18 protein-coding genes and 1 pseudogene are annotated in these 15,538 nt (G+C 52.9%); 13 read left to right on the top strand and 6 right to left on the bottom strand.

Features of this window, described 5'->3' with window-relative positions:
* Positions 1 to 180: 180 nt before the first annotated feature.
* Positions 181 to 492 carry a flagellar hook-basal body complex protein FliE gene (gene fliE / locus RTU33_RS11195; RefSeq protein ID WP_312627366.1) on the top strand — a complete coding sequence of 104 codons (312 nt, stop codon included), beginning with the start codon at positions 181 to 183 and terminating at the stop codon, positions 490 to 492.
* A 26-nt stretch (positions 493 to 518) separates the two neighbouring features.
* Here the strand turns inward: fliE and RTU33_RS11200 are convergent.
* Positions 519 to 746: pseudogene (locus RTU33_RS11200) on the bottom strand (integrase); the annotation flags it as partial.
* A 765-nt stretch (positions 747 to 1,511) separates the two neighbouring features.
* On the opposite strand from RTU33_RS11200, the gene RTU33_RS11205 reads away from it, so the two are divergent.
* The 4 genes from RTU33_RS11205 (at position 1,512) to yedD (ending at position 3,784) form a co-directional block, all read left to right on the top strand.
* Positions 1,512 to 1,811, top strand: coding sequence for a DUF2542 family protein (locus RTU33_RS11205; RefSeq protein WP_312627367.1), 300 nt, complete (start codon positions 1,512 to 1,514; stop codon positions 1,809 to 1,811).
* Positions 1,812 to 2,343: 532 nt separating this feature from the next.
* The gene (locus RTU33_RS11210; RefSeq protein ID WP_312627369.1) at positions 2,344 to 2,856 is read left to right on the top strand and encodes a hypothetical protein; all 513 of its coding nucleotides are present in this window, start codon (positions 2,344 to 2,346) and stop codon (positions 2,854 to 2,856) included.
* Between the two features lie 9 nt (positions 2,857 to 2,865).
* Positions 2,866 to 3,309, top strand: coding sequence for a YetF domain-containing protein (locus tag RTU33_RS11215; protein WP_312627370.1), 444 nt, complete (start codon positions 2,866 to 2,868; stop codon positions 3,307 to 3,309).
* Positions 3,310 to 3,370: 61 nt separating this feature from the next.
* The gene (gene yedD, locus RTU33_RS11220; RefSeq protein WP_312627371.1) at positions 3,371 to 3,784 is read left to right on the top strand and encodes a lipoprotein YedD; all 414 of its coding nucleotides are present in this window, start codon (positions 3,371 to 3,373) and stop codon (positions 3,782 to 3,784) included.
* A gap of 146 nt (positions 3,785 to 3,930) precedes the next feature.
* Here yedD and amyA read toward each other — a convergent pair whose 3' ends face one another.
* The 4 genes from amyA to fliD all read right to left on the bottom strand — a co-directional run bounded on the left by amyA (position 3,931) and on the right by fliD (position 7,713).
* Positions 3,931 to 5,418 carry an alpha-amylase gene (gene amyA / locus RTU33_RS11225; RefSeq protein ID WP_312627372.1) on the bottom strand — a complete coding sequence of 496 codons (1,488 nt, stop codon included), beginning with the start codon at positions 5,416 to 5,418 and terminating at the stop codon, positions 3,931 to 3,933.
* 81 nt (positions 5,419 to 5,499) lie between these two features.
* Positions 5,500 to 5,877 (bottom strand): flagella biosynthesis regulatory protein FliT, encoded by a 378-nt coding sequence (gene fliT, locus RTU33_RS11230; protein WP_312627374.1) that lies wholly within the window; start codon positions 5,875 to 5,877, stop codon positions 5,500 to 5,502.
* Complete coding sequence (gene fliS, locus RTU33_RS11235) at positions 5,877 to 6,287, bottom strand: flagellar export chaperone FliS (RefSeq protein ID WP_312627375.1); 411 nt, start codon at positions 6,285 to 6,287, stop codon at positions 5,877 to 5,879. Before fliS ends, fliT begins: the two co-directional genes overlap by 1 nt.
* A 22-nt stretch (positions 6,288 to 6,309) precedes the next feature.
* Positions 6,310 to 7,713, bottom strand: coding sequence for a flagellar filament capping protein FliD (gene fliD / locus RTU33_RS11240; RefSeq protein WP_312627376.1), 1,404 nt, complete (start codon positions 7,711 to 7,713; stop codon positions 6,310 to 6,312).
* A gap of 270 nt (positions 7,714 to 7,983) precedes the next feature.
* On the opposite strand from fliD, the gene RTU33_RS11245 reads away from it, so the two are divergent.
* The 8 genes from RTU33_RS11245 (at position 7,984) to sdiA (ending at position 15,201) form a co-directional block, all read left to right on the top strand.
* Complete coding sequence (locus RTU33_RS11245) at positions 7,984 to 9,204, top strand: FliC/FljB family flagellin (protein ID WP_312627377.1); 1,221 nt, start codon at positions 7,984 to 7,986, stop codon at positions 9,202 to 9,204.
* Between the two features lie 163 nt (positions 9,205 to 9,367).
* Positions 9,368 to 10,099, top strand: coding sequence for an RNA polymerase sigma factor FliA (locus RTU33_RS11250; protein ID WP_312627378.1), 732 nt, complete (start codon positions 9,368 to 9,370; stop codon positions 10,097 to 10,099).
* Positions 10,100 to 10,151: 52 nt separating this feature from the next.
* Positions 10,152 to 10,700 carry a flagella biosynthesis regulatory protein FliZ gene (gene fliZ, locus RTU33_RS11255; RefSeq protein WP_312627379.1) on the top strand — a complete coding sequence of 183 codons (549 nt, stop codon included), beginning with the start codon at positions 10,152 to 10,154 and terminating at the stop codon, positions 10,698 to 10,700.
* Between the two features lie 85 nt (positions 10,701 to 10,785).
* Positions 10,786 to 11,586: a cystine ABC transporter substrate-binding protein gene (gene tcyJ / locus RTU33_RS11260; protein WP_312627381.1), complete on the top strand. Its 801-nt coding sequence runs from the start codon at positions 10,786 to 10,788 to the stop codon at positions 11,584 to 11,586.
* A gap of 217 nt (positions 11,587 to 11,803) precedes the next feature.
* On the top strand, positions 11,804 to 12,790 hold the full coding sequence (gene dcyD / locus RTU33_RS11265; protein WP_312627382.1) for a D-cysteine desulfhydrase: 987 nt from the start codon (positions 11,804 to 11,806) through the stop codon (positions 12,788 to 12,790).
* A 12-nt stretch (positions 12,791 to 12,802) separates the two neighbouring features.
* Positions 12,803 to 13,471, top strand: a complete 669-nt coding sequence (gene tcyL, locus RTU33_RS11270; protein ID WP_312627384.1) for a cystine ABC transporter permease — start codon at positions 12,803 to 12,805, stop codon at positions 13,469 to 13,471.
* Positions 13,468 to 14,220, top strand: coding sequence for an L-cystine ABC transporter ATP-binding protein TcyN (gene tcyN, locus RTU33_RS11275; protein WP_312627386.1), 753 nt, complete (start codon positions 13,468 to 13,470; stop codon positions 14,218 to 14,220). Before tcyL ends, tcyN begins: the two co-directional genes overlap by 4 nt.
* 258 nt (positions 14,221 to 14,478) lie before the next feature.
* Positions 14,479 to 15,201, top strand: a complete 723-nt coding sequence (gene sdiA, locus RTU33_RS11280) for a transcriptional regulator SdiA (RefSeq protein WP_312627483.1) — start codon at positions 14,479 to 14,481, stop codon at positions 15,199 to 15,201.
* Positions 15,202 to 15,263: 62 nt separating this feature from the next.
* On the opposite strand, the gene RTU33_RS11285 is transcribed toward sdiA, so the two are convergent.
* Positions 15,264 to 15,488 (bottom strand): DUF2594 family protein, encoded by a 225-nt coding sequence (locus tag RTU33_RS11285; protein ID WP_097164893.1) that lies wholly within the window; start codon positions 15,486 to 15,488, stop codon positions 15,264 to 15,266.
* Between the last annotated feature and the right edge of the window lie 50 nt (positions 15,489 to 15,538).

Genomic DNA, 15,538 nt, shown 5'->3' on the forward strand with positions numbered 1-15,538 from the left:
ACGTGTACAAAAGCAAGGCTGACTCCCGGTCGGCAAAGGCAAAGGGGTACTGATGCCATTATTTGCCCTCCGCGAATTTTCCATCGCTCAAATAGTCGGGTTTTTTAACGTTAATTAGCGCCTTTATCTCATTGACAAACTGATAATCTCATCACCCATGACATCAACCAGGGGATCAAAATGGCCATTACAGGCATCGAAGGGGTTCTGACGCAAATGCAGGCTGCTGCCAGCGTCGCCCGCAATCAGCAGGTGGAAGAACAGCCAACTATCAGCTTCGCCGGGCAGCTCAACGCCGCGCTGGACCGCATCAGCGAAACGCAAAACAGTGCCAAAGCGCAGGCGGAGAAATTTGCCTTAGGCGAGCCGGGCGTGGCATTGAACGATGTGATGACCGACCTGCAAAAATCGTCTGTTTCTTTGCAGATGGGCATTCAGGTGCGTAACAAACTGGTGTCGGCTTACCAGGAAGTGATGGGGATGCAGGTTTAGGTTAGATAACCTAATGATATTTATAATTAATATCCATCTGATCCCACTGCGTGGGGCATGGATGGGGCAAACTCACTCAATTTCTGGTTGAGGATGAGTACCTGGTCCTGGTTATTTTCAGCCATCCAGGATCCGTACACCCGGTAAACCATTTGCGCGTCGGTGTGGCCCATTTGCTTCGCGATGAAGTTCGGGTTAGCACCGGCAGCCAACGACCAGCATGCATCCGTATTTCGGGACTGGTAGCGTCTCGCGGATGTAATTGATGGTGCCGCCTTGCGGACACCAGCCCGATCTGTCTGACAGATTTGCTCAAGGTAAACGTCAAGGCCATTTGTGATGTAAAGCATTGGAGCAGGTTCCGGCTTGATTTCAATAAGCGCAAACTCGCTCATGATTTTTCCTTGATTAACAGGCGTGAGAGTGACCAAAATGCATTTCTCGTTAATGCATAATCAGGCACGTCAGATGCTGATAGACAAAAAGCTTCCATCCCCGATGTACTCCACTCGTGAAATGGGAAAGAGATCGAAGCGGAATCATTGGTTCGTAAGAGAGAAGGGCAGTGACCAGCCAACAGACCAGTCATGGTACGACTGGTGGAAGTCACGCTCACTTGGCTTGGGAAAAAACGGCCATATAGCCTGGCGGTCAACGTGTATAGCGAGAAACGTTCCAGATCCGTTTAACCCGCCGGGCTCTTTTGACGTCGACTTTAAAGCTCCGGATGGAAAACTTTATCAGTTGGAATTCCGTCTTGCTCCGCACGGACCAAACAAATAACCATTCAGTGTTTAAATCCGTCGCTGCGACCATTCAAATATTCTTCCATCAGAAGGACTTTGGTGTAGGTGCGCTCACAGCCGCGGTGAAGGTAGATACATCCACGAACGTTTGCTGATGCCGTCCAGGTTTAACCACTATGCCGACACGTTCGAGTGAGTAGCGGATGCTTATGCCATCCTGAGCGGAATCTGAACTACCTGTGCAATAATGGGAAAAATCATTAAATGGATTGAATGGCGATGGGTTTTCAATATTGGTTCACCGTATGCGCAGCTTTTTTGGTTGGTCCAATCTCCTTGGCTCAATCATTTATCTACTGTCGTCGTGGCGTTTATACCAAAACATTCAAAGGAACGAGCCGAAAGGAGTACATTCATAAAGATGACAAACCTATTGAATTCTGGTTCAGCATTATTTTTCATCTGGTAATGGGTATTGTGATGATTGTGTTAGGTTTCTGGCTCCTGGAGGAAATCCCCGCAGTCAACCATTGGTTTAGTGAAATCCGCGCAATGCTACCTTTTCGATTTTAGGCGTTGACGGCAATTCAAGGTTTATCAGGTAAGACTACATCTTCTTTTACTAAGCAATAAACCTCGCTGACTGCGGAAGTAACGACATCACTACCCTCAGCCTGGAACTGAAGGTAGTGATAGGTTTTCTGTTTCATCGTCCTGATGTCATGGTTTGCTGAGATTCCCGCCGGGAACGGCGGAAGGAGAAAATATAGGGGATAGTAACTTTGGAAACGCGCTCGTAAAGCTTCGATGATGGGACATGGGGGAGGCATAAAACAGCACTCGATCTAAGGTGAACTTAGACGACTGATGTTTTCAACGACGCTAATCATCTGTTATTTGGTGTGCTCTGAGACGATCTTTGTCGATTATGAAAAATGTATGCTCATATGATGGGCATGCAGGTTTAATAAAATGTGAAACCCGGCCCGGGCTGGTTGGGATATATCTCTATAACTTCCTGTCACTATTTTTTCATCAGTCACTTACGGTCTGCCCGGAAGCGACCATACTTTCCTCTACGGTTCGCTCACGCGTCGGGGTCATTATGGCTGACAGTAAATCCTCATCGTCTTCATCAGCGCCTGTAGCAGAGCACCCCTTCTGGCTACGGGTGGAAAATGCGGCACGACAGTACGGTTTTGTGTTGCTGATTTTAGTGCTGCTGGCCGGGTTCTGCGGGCTGTTTTCAAAAGGGATGTTCAGCAACGGCAGCGCGGTAAACAGCAACCACTCTCTGAAGGTCGATTACGAGCGTTTTGGTCGCAACCAAAGCGATATGGATCTGAAAGTCACGCTCAACGCGCCGCCGGGAGAGAGCTATACCGTGACGCTCGGCGGGCAGTTTATGGATATGTTTGAAATCGAAGCCCTCTACCCGCAGCCGTGGCGATTCAGCAGCCATAACGGCGATATGACGCTCGAGTTTCATGACCAGCCGGAAGGGGGCTTGCATACGCTTTGGCTTAGCGTGCAACCCCGGCATTCCGGTAAGGTCGTCTCCACGCTGAGGGCTAACCAGCAGCCCGCTGTCACTTTGACCCAGTATATTTATCCTTAGGATTTGTATATGGATATGATCCTTCGTGCCGTCGCGATTTACCTGATTCTGGTGGTCGTCTTCAAAATTGCCGGGCGTCGGGCGCTGTTGCAGATGACCTCGTTTGATTTGATTCTGCTGCTGATCATCAGCGAGGCGACGCAGCAGGGGCTGCTCGGCAATGATTTTTCCGTCACCGGGGCTGCACTGTGCATCATTACCCTCATCGTAATGGATATGCTGTTTGGCAAAATCAAAAAATACCTGCCCGGCGCGGAGGAGATGATTGACGGAACGGCGGTGGTGCTGGTGGAAAATGGCGTATTGATGCGCAAAAAAATGAAAATGGCCGATATCTCCGAGGAGGATATTATGGTATCGGCCCGCAACAATCAGGGGCTGACGGAGCTTGCGGAGATCAAGTTTGCCATCCTCGAGAGCAACGGCCATATCTCGATTATCCCGCAGAAGTAAAGGCTGGAAGCGTTAACGCTTTAATGCCACAATATTTTTTTCACGGTTTGCAGGATGAGTGATGAAAAAAATTGCAATTTTCGGCGCAATGCTGGCGCTGAGCGGATGTGTTCAGGTTGATAATTACAACGATGTGGTTAAAGCGCCTGCGCCGGCAGGCCTTGCGGGTTACTGGCAGTCGGAAGGGCCGCAAAGCGCGATGGTCAGTCCGGAAGCCATTGCCACGCTTGTGGTGACCAAAGACGGCGATACGCTGGACTGTCGCCAGTGGCAGCGCGTGATTGCGCTGCCGGGTAAACTGATGCTGCGTAGCGACGACGTGTATAACGTCACTGGCAAGAAAGATGTTTACGCCATCGAGCGCGACGGCGATCGTCTTGACTACGATCGCATGACGCTAAAACGTGTCGACCGTCCGACGCAGGAATGTGCAGACTATCTGCAGAAGAATCCTTTGCTTTCGCCATTGCCTTAAAAAATGTGCCCGTTTGCGATTGCCCGGTGGCGGCTATGCCTTACCGGGCCTACAACCGGACATAAAAAACGGTGCGAAATCGTAGGCCCGGTCAGCGCAGCGCCACCGGGCATTTCACCACTCAATGCGGTTCGTGACAAACAGCCCTACAGAACATCCTCCATCACCCACACGCTGACGCTGCCGCCTTTACAGGTAAAGACGCCTTTGCCATCGTCGTCTGTTTCAACAATTTCCTCGCGATTATTGAGAAAATCTTTCCAGCGCTTCTGGCCGTAGTTTTCACCGAGCGTGAGCGTCTTCTCACCGTCGTCGCCGTTTGAGAGTACCACCACACAGCCGGGCGCTTCGTCGGTGCCGCTGCGGCTGAAGGCGATGCAGTTGGGGTGATCGAAATAGAGCGTTTGCACGCCGTGCGCAAACCGCTGTCGGGCATCGATAAGCTCGTGAAGTTGTTCGATGACCGGCATCTCGATTTTGTAGGTGTTGCCATCACCGCCGGTATCTTCATAGACCGCGCCAAACAAATCCGGATAAAACACCGATGGCACGCCGTTCTCACGCAGTAAAATCAGCGCATAGGCCAGTGGCTTAAACCAGGGTTCGACCGGCGCTTCCAGCGCCTGTAGCGGCTGGGTGTCGTGATTAGCGACCAGCGTCACGGCATGAAACGGATCGGCTTCCACCAGCGTGCCGGTGAATATTTGGCTCATGTCGTAGTCGCGGCCAAGCCTCGAGGCCTCGTGGAATTTCATCTGTAGCGGGGCGTCAAACAGCAGCGTCTGGCCATCGACCTGATTGATGTAGTTTTGCAGCGTATCGACTTCGTGTGACCAGTATTCCGCCACGATAAACAGCGGTTTTGGTGCCACTTCCTGAACGTGCTCAATCCACTCTTTGTAGAACCAGGCCGGAATATGTTTCACCGCATCCAGGCGGAAACCGTCGCAGTGAGTTTGTTCCATCACCCAGCGCGCCCAGTATTTCAGCTCTTCGGTGACCGCATGGTTACGGAAGTCGATATTCTCGCCCATCAGGTAATCAAAGTTGCCCATTTCGCCGTCGACCTGGTCGTTCCAGCCTTCGCCGGTGTAGTCGTTGACGATCTTAAAGATGCCGTTTTCATCGGGATTTTCGATGTGGTCGATGCCGTTGAAGCATTTGTAATCCCAGACGAACTGAGAATAGTGGCCGTTGCGTACCGGGTAGGTGTATTTCGTCCAGGCCTCGCATTCGATGATCTCATCGTCGATCTGGTTGCGGTCCTGTTCGTTGACCCGCTGTACGCGAATGTGCTCTTTCTCATCGGCACCCATCTTGTGGTTCACCACCACGTCGAGCAGCACGGCGATATCGTTTTTCTTCAGCGCATCCAGGGCAGCCAGCAGCTGGCCCTTATCGCCGTATTTGGTGGCAACCGATCCTTTTTGATCAAATTCGCCCAGATCGAACAGATCGTAGCTGTCATAACCGACGGAATAACCACCCGATGCGCCTTTATAGGCCGGAGGCAGCCAGATCATATTGACGCCGATTTCGTTCAGATTGGGCGCAAGCGCTTCGACCTCTCGCCACAATTCACCGCCAGCGGGGTAATACCAGTGAAAACACTGCAACAGGGTGGGGTTGCGCATACACGGACTCCGACAGATAAGGAGACTCAAGTATGGAATACGAAACGGAAAAACGCCTGGCGCGCGGTGCGCGCCAGCGAATCAGTTGGTTGGGGTATCGCGGGTTTCCTGCGGAACCAGAACGTGGCCGCCCTGTTTGCCGTAGGTGGTGAGGACGGATTTCTGGATGGTTGACTGCCCGACGAGCTTCGCCAGCTCGTCCATTCGGGCCTGTAAAAGACGTTTCACTTCCGTCTCGTTTTCCAGAATCGCCCGCAGAACCGGACGCAGCTGATCCTGCATCACGCCCGAGGGTTCCGACTGACGCGTCACCTCTGCCAGTTTTTGCACCGCGCTGACGTACTCCATTTCACAGGCGATCAACTCATCCCATTGTCCTTCGCTGGCAAGGCGCAGCATGGCAAGGCTTTGCTCAAGCAGCTGCTGGTACAGGCTATACAGGTGCGGTGCAGTACTCATTAGACGGCGTCCTGAATCAGGTTGGTCGAGGTGGCAACGTCCCTCCAGGCATCGGCGATCTCGCGCAGCAGCGTTTCCACCTCTTCGATAGCGGAAACGTCATTGCGCAGGTTCGCCTGCAGGAGACGCCTTACCATGTAGGCGTACAGCGCGATCAGATTTTGCGTGAGCTCATCTTCGCTCTCTTCATCGAGGCCCACTTTCAGACCGTTTTCGATGATGTTGATGGCTTTCGAGAGGGAGAGGCCTTTCCCCTCCAGGTTGTTATCCTGCATAAACAGGCGTGCGCGCACCAGTGCGCTGAGGGCGCCATCAAACAGCATGATCACCAGCTGCTGCTGGCTGGCGCTCATCACCGCGCTTTCGACTCCGATTTTTGCGTAGGCCTGCGTGCCTTTTGCGCCGTACATGTTAGCTCCTGAGCTTGATTAATTAGCTTTTGCTGCTGGAAGACGATTCGAACTGCTGAGTCAGATAGCTGCTGGTGGAGTTCAGCGAACTCATCATTACGTCCAACTGGGTGAACTGGGCTTTGTAACGTGCCATCAGCGTATCAATGCGGTCGCTGGCGGCGTTGTACTGGTCGGTCAGATTTTTTAAGGTTTTGCTCACGCCGTCGGTGGCCGCCTGGACGATCCCGGTGCTGGAGAGCCAGCTGGTCAGACTCTTGTCCATGGTGGTGGTGATGCCGGTGGCTTTTCCGTCCCCCATAAACAGGTCTTTGATGTTCGAAGAACCGGTTTTCAGTGCAGTTTCCAGCTTGGTGCTGTCGATACTCAGCTTGCCGGTGCTGGCGTCGGAGGTGATACCAATCTGGGAAAGCGTTTTCAGGGTCGAACTGCCGGAGCTTGTCAGCATACTTTTCAGCTGGGTCTGAATGGTGCGCAGGGTGCTATCGCCGAGCAGAGCGCCGTTGGTGGTATCCTGCGAATCGGTACCTGCATCCACCGCGGTGTACTTGGTGAGTGAGGCGAAAGTATCCTGCAACGAGTTATAGGCATTGACCCAAGTGGTAATCGCTGTTTCAGACTGTGAGTTGTCTTTGGTGATGGTTAACGTCTGATTACCTGTGGTGGTGTCGTTCAGGTTCAGAGTAATGTCTTCCAGCGCGTCGCTGATGGTATTACTACTGTTCTCAATGTCGATATTGTTGACTTTGAGTTTGGCGTTTTGCGCCGTCACGCTCTCCTGCATGCCGCCGTTGCCGGAGGCGTCATAACCCATAAAGCTTTGCAGGGCGCTGTCACCGCTGACGGCGATGGTCATCGCATTGTCAGAGCCTGTGTCGTTCGAGGTGACCGAAAGGCGATACTGGCCGTTCCCGACGTTAATAATACTGGCGCTGACGCCCGCATCGGCTTTGTTAATCGCATCGCGAATGCCGCTCAGGGAGGAGTTTGCGGCGCTGATATCAATCGTGACCGGTTTTTTACCGCCGCCCTGCTGAATGGTAATGGTGCTGTCGCTACTTGCGATCGCGGTTTTGCTGTCGGCCTGCGCGGTTTTGGAGGTCAGCGTTTGCGCCTGTGCCAATTGGGAGACGCTAATCGTGTATTTTCCCGCCACGGCGTTACCGGTGGTGGTGGCGCTGAATGCTGAAGAGCTACTGTTGGCGCTGGTGGCGGTAAACAGACCTGCTTTGTTTAAGGCGGTATTGGCCGTCTGGAATGCGACCAGTGCACTTTTTAGCGTGCCGTAGGCGCTCAGCTTGGCGGTGTAGGAAGATTGCTGAGTTGAAATAGGCTTCAGACCCGCTTTTTCAGCCGTTTCCAGGTTATCCAGGATGGTGCTCAAATCAAGACCCGAACCGATTCCCAGTGTAGAGATACTTGCCATATTTATTCCTTAAATTTATCGACACGTAGAATGAATACCGGGGTTATCGGCGGGATTGGCGCAAAGTTTACGTTTAATTTGCTTTTTTTAATGGCGGGAATAAAGGCACGAGGGCGGACTATTTCGGCGGCTAAAAAATTATTCAGGGGTTTGTGAAAAAAAATCTAAAGGTTGGATGGAGGGCGACGATAACCACATTGACGGCGATTGAGCCGACGGGTGGAAACCCAAATCTACTAACAGATTTGATGAACAACAGGAAACCAAATCATGGCACAAGTCATTAATACCAACAGCCTCTCGCTGATCACTCAGAACAACATCAACAAGAACCAGTCTGCTCTGTCGACTTCCATTGAGCGTCTGTCTTCCGGTCTGCGTATCAACAGCGCCAAAGACGATGCTGCGGGCCAGGCGATTGCTAACCGTTTCACCTCTAACATCAAGGGCCTGACTCAGGCTGCGCGGAACGCCAACGACGGTATCTCCGTTGCGCAGACTACTGAAGGCGCGCTGTCTGAAATCAACAACAACTTACAGCGTATCCGTGAGCTGACCGTTCAGGCTTCTACCGGTACTAACTCCGATTCCGACCTGTCTTCCATCCAGGACGAAATCAAATCCCGCCTGGATGAAATTGACCGCGTATCCGGTCAGACCCAGTTCAACGGCGTGAACGTACTGGCTAAAGACGGTAAAATGTCTATTCAGGTTGGCGCAAACGACGGTGAAACCATCGACATTGATTTGAAGAAAATCGACTCTAATACTCTGGGTCTGGACAGCTTTAACGTTAATGGTCCGAAAGGCACGATGACAGCACTGGACGGCACAGCGGGTAAAGATTTTAAATCCTACTACGGTTCAACAACTAATGTTACGGCGGCGACGGTTAATGAAAATACTGCCGGCGACCTGGCGACTCGCCTTGGTGTAGATGCTGGTAGTGTTGCTGTTGATGGTTCCAACGTCTATAAAGACGATAACGGTAACTTGTTTGCAAAAATCACCATCACTCCAGGAAGTGCGGCAGAAGTTAATAACTTAAAAGCGAATGGCTTCGAAAGCGAATTCGATGGCACAACTGGTACGGCGAAGTCTTATTATGTTGCGATTGATCCGCAGTCTGCTGATACTGCAACTACCTCTGGTACTGCTGCATTTAAGATTGATACTGATAACATGAGTTTGAGCAGCCTGACCACAGGTTCTACCTCTAACCCATTGGACAAACTGGATCAGGCTATCGCTTCCGTAGACAAATTCCGTTCTTCTCTGGGTGCTATCCAGAACCGTCTGGACTCTGCGGTCACCAACCTGAACAACACCACCACCAACCTGTCTGAAGCGCAGTCCCGTATTCAGGACGCCGACTATGCGACCGAAGTGTCCAACATGTCTAAAGCGCAGATCATTCAGCAGGCCGGTAACTCCGTGCTGGCTAAAGCAAACCAGGTTCCACAGCAGGTTCTGTCTCTGCTGCAGGGCTAATCCTGATTCGCTTAACAAACCCCGCCTTGGCGGGGTTTTTCTGTTTTAGAGTTTCACTTAACTCCCCAAATAACCCCTCCTTTTAGCCACTATTCCGTCGATTAAAACCCCTCCAGAAACGGATAATCATGCCGATAACTCAACTATTGCAGGGCTGTTTATCGTGAATTCACTCTATACCGCTGAAGGTGTAATGGATAAACACTCGCTGTGGCAGCGTTATGTACCTCTGGTGCGACACGAAGCATTGCGCCTTCAGGTGCGACTGCCCGCGAGCGTAGAACTGGACGATCTGCTTCAGGCGGGCGGCATTGGATTACTGAATGCCGTCGAACGTTACGATGCACTGCAAGGCACGGCATTTACCACTTACGCAGTACAACGCATACGCGGCGCGATGCTCGACGAACTGCGCAGCCGGGACTGGGTGCCCAGAAGCGTTCGTCGCAACGCCCGTGAAGTGGCGCAGGCGATGGGGCAACTGGAGCAGGAGCTGGGCCGCAACGCCACCGAAACGGAGGTCGCGCAGCGGCTGGGCATTGCCGTTGAGGAGTATCGACAGATGCTGCTCGATACCAACAACAGTCAGCTTTTCTCCTACGACGAGTGGCGGGAAGAGCACGGCGACAGTATCGAGTTGGTGACTGAAGAGAACCAGCAGGAGAACCCGCTCCATCTGCTGATGGAGGGCAACCTGCGTAGTCGCGTGATGGAGGCGATTGAAGCCTTGCCGGAACGTGAGCAGCTGGTGCTGACGCTCTATTACCAGGAAGAGCTCAATCTCAAAGAGATTGGTGCCGTCCTGGAGGTGGGAGAGTCGCGCGTCAGCCAGCTTCACAGCCAGGCCATTAAGCGTTTGCGAACAAAACTGGGTCGGTACCAGGAGGGCGGCTAAGCTGTCATGCCTGGAGAAATGCCGCACATAGCATTGACTACCAGGAGTTATCATGACGGTGCAGCAGGTAAAAAGACGGCCTTTAAGCCGCTATCTCAAAGACTTTAAACACAGCCAGACGCATTGCGCCCACTGCCATAAAATGCTCGACCGCATCACGCTTGTGCGTCGGGGCGAAATCGTCAACAAAATCGCTATTTCCCGCCTTGATATGCTGATGGACGAAGCCGACTGGCAACAGGAGCGCCGCGAGTGGGTGGCGCTGTGCCGTTTCTGCGGCGATTTGCACTGCAAAGAGCAGAGCGACTTCTTCGATATCCTCGGCTTTAAGCAGTATCTCTTCGAGCAAACCGACATGAGTCCAGGCACCGTGCGTGAATACGTTGTGCGCCTGCGTCGTCTGGGCAATCATCTGAGCGCGCTGAAAATCGACCGCGCATTGCTTGCGGGTGAAGCGGACGAAAATCTCGCGCCGTGGCTGCCGCAAACCAGTACCAACAACTACCGCATTGCGCTACGAAAGTATTCGCAATTCAAAAGTCTGCGCCCGGTGGGCGATCAGCAGAAGTTCGGCATGCAGGCAACCTCTGAGTTATATTAAATTTGAATGGCTTATAGCGGACGGGTATTAGCTGTTTTTCCCAAACGCCTTACACTGCAAAAAAATTCAAATGTTGGGGGAAAGAATGAAACTAGCATTTCTGGGCCGTCAGGCTCTGATGGGCATGATGGCCGTGGCGCTGGTCGCCGGGGCAAGTGTGAAAACCTTCGCGGCAGAAAATCTGCTGAGTCAGGTGAAAGAGCGTGGTTCTCTGCGTGTGGGCCTGGAAGGCACCTATCCGCCGTTCAGTTTCCAGGGCGATGACGGCAAGCTGACCGGCTTCGAAGTGGAGTTTGCCCAGGAGCTGGCAAAGCATCTGGGCGTAAAAGCAGACCTCAAGCCGACCAAATGGGACGGCATGCTGGCGTCGCTGGATTCTAAACGCATTGATGTGGTGATTAACCAGGTCACCATCTCCGACGAGCGTAAAAAGAAATATGACTTCTCCACGCCTTATACCGTGTCCGGTATTCAGGCGCTGGTGAAAAAAGGCAATGAAGGCACCATTAAAACCGCCGCGGACCTGAAGGGCAAAAAAGTCGGCGTGGGTCTGGGCACCAACTACGAAGAGTGGCTGCGTCAGAACGTGCAGGGTGTGGACGTGCGTACCTATGATGACGATCCGACCAAATACCAGGATCTGCGCGTAGGCCGTATTGATGCCATTCTGGTTGACCGTCTTGCCGCACTGGATCTGGTGAAGAAAACCAACAACACGCTGGCCGTCACCGGTGAAGCATTCTCCCGTCAGGAATCTGGCGTGGCGCTGCGTAAAGGCAACGATGACCTGCTGAAAGCTATCGACGGTGCTATCGCCGATATGCAGAAAGACGGTAGCCTGAAAGCGCTGTCCGAGAAGTGGTTCGGGGCTGACGTAACCAAATAAACATCGGTAATCTCCCTCTCCCTAACCCTCTCCCAATGGGAGAGGGAATTGGCCGGAGCGGGTTTTGACTTTCTCCCTCTCCATTCAGGGAGAGGGTCGGGGAGAGGGGGAGCAGACAATGCTGTTGCCCCATAAAAAATCAAAAGGCGCTAACCCAGCGCCTTTTTTCATTTCACCCGCAACTGTGTGCATAATAAAAAGAAAATCAGGAGGTGCTATGTCACTGCAGAATCTCACACGTTTCCCTCGGCTGGAATTTATTGGCGCACCGACTCCTCTGGAGTACCTGCCCCGTTTCTCCGACTATCTGGGGCGCGACATCTTTATCAAACGCGACGACGTCACGCCGATGGCGATGGGCGGCAATAAGCTGCGTAAGCTTGAGTTTCTGGCGGCTGATGCGCTGCGCGAAGGTGCAGATACGCTGATCACCGCAGGCGCGATTCAGTCTAACCACGTGCGCCAGACGGCTGCTGTGGCGGCGAAGCTGGGCCTGCACTGTGTGGCGCTGCTGGAAAATCCGATTGGCACAAAAGCTGAGAACTATCTGAGCAACGGCAACCGCCTGTTGCTGGACTATTTCAGCACGCAAATCGAAATGTGCGATGCGCTGACCGATCCAAACCGCCAACTGGAAGAGCTTGCCACGCGCGTGGAAGCGCAGGGCTTTCGCCCATATGTGATTCCGGTCGGCGGCTCGAATGCGCTTGGCGCGCTTGGCTACGTTGAAAGCGCGCTGGAAATTGCACAGCAGTGTGAAGGCGCAGTCTCGCTCTCTTCTGTCGTGGTGGCGTCTGGCAGCGCAGGTACGCACGCCGGTCTGGCCGTTGGCTTAGAACAGCTGATGCCTGAGGCGGAACTGATTGGCGTGACGGTGTCCCGTCGCATTGCCGATCAGAAACCTAAAGTCGTTACGCTTCAGCAGGCCGTGGCCGAAAGCCTCGAACTCAAAGCGAAAGCGGAAATCACGCTGTGGGATGATTATTTTGCCCCAGGCTACGGTACGCCAAACGATGAAGGGATGGAGGCCGTGAAGCTGCTGGCACGCCTGGAGGGAATTTTGTTGGATCCGGTATACACCGGCAAAGCGATGGCCGGGCTTATCGACGGCATCAGCCAGAAACGCTTTAAGGATGAAGGACCGATTCTCTTTATTCATACCGGCGGCGCTCCGGCGCTGTTCGCCTATCACCCACACGTATAAAAGACACCCATAATGCAAGAAAGTATCCAACTGGTTATCGACTCGCTGCCTTACCTGCTGAAAGGCGCTGTCTTCACCTTACAGCTCAGCATCGGCGGGATGTTCTTCGGCCTGGTGCTGGGTTTTGTGCTGGCGCTGATGCGAATGTCGCCCATCGCCCCGGTACGCTGGCTGGCGCGGTTTTATATCTCGATTTTCCGCGGCACGCCGCTCATTGCCCAGCTTTTTATGATCTACTACGGCCTGCCGCAGTTTGGCATCGAGCTGGATCCGATTCCGGCGGCAATGATTGGTCTGTCGCTCAACACCGCAGCCTATACCTCGGAAACGCTGCGTGCGGCGATCTCGTCGATTGATAAAGGTCAGTGGGAAGCCGCCGCCAGTATCGGCATGACGCCGTGGCAAACCCTGCGTCGCGCCATTCTGCCCCAGGCTGCACGCGTGGCGCTGCCGCCGCTGTCGAACAGCTTTATCAGCCTGGTGAAAGACACGTCACTTGCGGCCACTATTCAGGTGCCGGAGCTGTTCCGTCAGGCGCAGCTGATCACCTCGCGTACGCTGGAAGTGTTCACCATGTACCTCGCCGCCTCGCTGATTTATTGGGTCATGGCGACGGTACTCTCCGCGTTACAGAACTACTTTGAAAACCAGCTGAACCGCCAGGAGCGTGATCCGAAATGAGTGCTATCGACGTTAAAAACCTGGTAAAAAAATTCCACGGTCAGACGGTGCTGCACGGTATCGATCTTGAGGTGAAAGAGGGCGAAGTGGTGGCGATTATCGGGCCGAGCGGCTCGGGTAAAACCACGCTTCTGCGCAGCATTAACCTGCTGGAGCAGCCCGAAAGCGGCACGATTCGGGTGGGTGACATCACCATCGACACTGCGCGTCCGCTGAGCCAGCAGAAAGGGCTGATTCGGACTTTGCGCCAGCACGTGGGATTTGTGTTCCAGAACTTCAATCTGTTCCCGCATCGTACGGTGCTGGAAAACATTATTGAAGGGCCAGTGATCGTTAAAGGTGAGAACAAAGGCGAAGCGGCAACCCGCGCGCGTGAGCTGCTGGCAAAGGTTGGGCTGTCGGGTAAAGAAACCAGCTATCCGCGCCGCCTGTCCGGCGGGCAGCAGCAGCGCGTGGCGATTGCTCGCGCCCTGGCGATGCGCCCGGACGTTATCCTGTTTGATGAGCCGACTTCCGCACTGGATCCGGAGCTTGTGGGTGAGGTGCTGAATACTATCCGCCAGCTGGCGAAGGAGAAGCGCACAATGGTTATCGTCACTCATGAGATGAGCTTTGCCCGCGACGTTGCCGATCGGGCCATCTTTATGGATCAAGGACGCATCGTGGAGCAGGGCGAAGCCAAAGCGCTGTTCGCCAGCCCGCAGCAGCCACGAACCCGTCAGTTCCTTGAAAAATTCCTGATGCAGTAATCTTCAATAGCGGCCTGATAATTTCAGGCCGTTTTCTTTTATCAGAAAATTTAGCTTAAGTTTTTGTCGCCTGTATTTAAGGTGTGCTTAATTTCTGCATGCTTGTACAACATATTCCACCGCCAGTTTGCCCCGAGAAAAGAGGGGGTATCAGATTATTTACGCCTTCAACGATATTTTAGATATATAAACAGGGTTTATGTGTTAGTTTGCAGTATTCACAGGAATGATTATCAATCAGGAGTTTTCTCGTCAGATATGAGGGACATCGATTTTTTTCATTGGCGGAAGGGACTGACGCAACAATTTCACTCCGCCGCGGCAGATGACCAGGTCTATGCCATTCTGCAACAGCAAACGCACCTGCTGGAATATGACTGGTTCGCGTTGTGCGTGCGTCATCCGGTGCCGTTTACCCGCCCTAAACTCTCTTTGCACACCACCTATCCTGAGGCCTGGATGGACCTTTATCAGGCTGAAAACTATTTCGCCATCGATCCTGTGCTGAAGGCTGAGAATTACCAGAATGGGCATCTTCCCTGGAGTGAAAGCTTATTCAAAGAGACTCAGGCATTTTGGGATGCTGCGCGTGACCATGGCTTAAGGCGTGGGATCACACAGTCGTTGATGCTGCCGAATCGGGCGCTCGGATTTTTATCCGTATCGCGGCAAAGTCATCAGGCTAATCCGTTCGCGGATGATGAAACCGAGTTACGACTGCAAACGCTGATGGAGCTTAGTATGGCAACGTTGCTGCGGCTGGAAGATACGACGGTCATGGCGCCAGAAATGAAATTCAGCAAGCGGGAGCTGGAGATTCTGAAATGGACGGCGGAGGGGAAAACCTCAGCGGAAATATCGATAATCCTGTCGATTTCTGAAAATACGGTGAATTTCCACCAGAAGAATATGCAAAAGAAATTCAACGCGCCCAACAAAACTCAGATTGCCTGCTATGCGGCAGCGACAGGCATTATCTGACCGCATCCGACGTTCTGCGTGCCAGACGCAAAACCGGCTGCACATGGCAGCCGGTTTCATCATTACTGGCGGTAAGCCTGTTTAATTTGCTTAACCGTGCTGGAAAATACGGCCGCCTGAGCTTCATCTTCCATCTGCGTGATTTGCTTTTCCATTTTAATAATCACGCGTCCTGCGTCTGCCTGGCCCATCGCCTGCAGCATCAGGGTCAGCAGGGCTTTCAGGCAGGAAACTTCCTGGGACAGTTGTTGATTATTCTCAGCAGTGGAAAAATCAGGAGTGCTCATCTATTTCCTCGTTGGATTTCATCGCGCTTGCGCGGGGAGTAACAGTAAAG

Origin of the sequence: Scandinavium sp., assembly GCF_032012665.1 — a bacterium.
Lineage (GTDB): Bacteria > Pseudomonadota > Gammaproteobacteria > Enterobacterales > Enterobacteriaceae > Scandinavium.